This is a genomic window from Labrys sp. WJW (assembly GCF_001676615.1).
GTDB classification, from domain to species: domain Bacteria; phylum Pseudomonadota; class Alphaproteobacteria; order Rhizobiales; family Labraceae; genus Labrys; species Labrys sedimenti.
The window spans coordinates 1-1,298 of sequence record NZ_LYXZ01000123.1 but is presented as its reverse complement, the minus strand read 5'-3'; the positions used below and the strand labels follow the sequence as shown (position 1 = coordinate 1,298).

Below are 1,298 nucleotides of genomic sequence, written 5' to 3'. Positions count from 1 at the left end.
ACCGGAGCGACCGGCTCGACAGCCTGGGGAGCCAGGTCGGCAGCGAAAGCCGAGGTCGAGGTGAGGAGGAGAGCCGCGAGGGCCAAACGCATTTTCATTACTAGGACTCCAGGGCCGGAAATTCAGTGTGGGAGCATATAGACAGAAACCGCGGGGAGAGTCTGTAGCATTCCGGCCACACTGGCAGGCAAACTGAAGGCGCCTGATGGGCAGGGCCATGAAAATTGAAGAACGCAGCCCGCTCGCTTGTGGTTAACGAACGATTTATTTTTTGATGTGTTTTGTTAATATTTAAAAAAATATTAAGAGGAATTTTTTGCCTGAAGCCAAGATTCAGGGGCGTGGCAGCTTAGGGCGGCTTAATGACAATCGAAGATAAGTATTTCTGATAGAAATACTGCAGTGGTTTGTTGCGTGCGGTGAGATGGAGGAGGGCTTGGGGGCACTGCCATTTTTAGTTTGGGTGAGAAGCGCCCAGCCTCAGGTGTTCAAGGTTCGGCACAAAATCTTTGTCTGGCGGCGTGAGAAGCGGCGCGTTGTGGCCCGGTTACCGATATGACGGAGAGATCCACGAGACGTCTCCATTTGTCGGCAATTCGCCCGGACAACGATTCCGATAGCATGACAAAGAAAAAGCCCGGCTTTTGCCGGGCTCTTCCTTACGCAATGATCCAGATACGCGGATCAGAACTTGTAGCTCACGCCGAGGGTCAGGTCGGTGGAGTTGAACTTCACCTTGTGGCGGGTGCCGCCGAAGGTGCTGCTCTTGTCGCCGAGGTCGACATAACGGGCTTCGCCGCGGACGATCCAGTTCTGGTCGATGGCGTACTCGACGCCAGCACCAGCCGTCCAACCAACGCGGGTGTCGGTCTTGGAACCAACGCCAGCAATGCTGGTCTTCACGTTGCCGTAGGCAACACCACCCGTCACGTAGGGCAGGATGTTGTCGAAGGCATAGCCGAAGCGAGCGCGGGTCGAACCCTGCCACTCGTTCTTGAGGGTGGCGCGAGTGACGATGTCACCGTCGGTGACAGCCTTGGACTTCTTGACGCTCGAATAGTCGATGTCGGTCTCGAGGCCGACGACCCAGCCGCCGTCGAACTGAGCATTGTAGCCAGCATGGACGCCGCCGAGGAAGCCAGTGCCATTGAGCTTGGCATGGTCAATCTTGCCCTGGCCGATAGCTGCGCCAGCATGGATACCAGCGTAGAAGCCGGTCCAGTTGTAGACGGGAGCGACGACCGGAGCGACCGGCTCGACAGCCTGGGGAGCCAGGTCGGCAGCGAAAGCCGAGGTCG

The 1,298-nt window shown here is 57.3% G+C and carries 1 protein-coding gene; it reads right to left on the bottom strand.

Annotation, left to right across the window (positions count from 1 at the left end; genetic code table 11):
- Positions 1 to 684: 684 nt before the first annotated feature.
- On the bottom strand, positions 685 to 1,298 hold a 614-nt coding region (locus tag BA190_RS34905), incomplete at its 5' end, for an outer membrane protein (protein WP_068299812.1).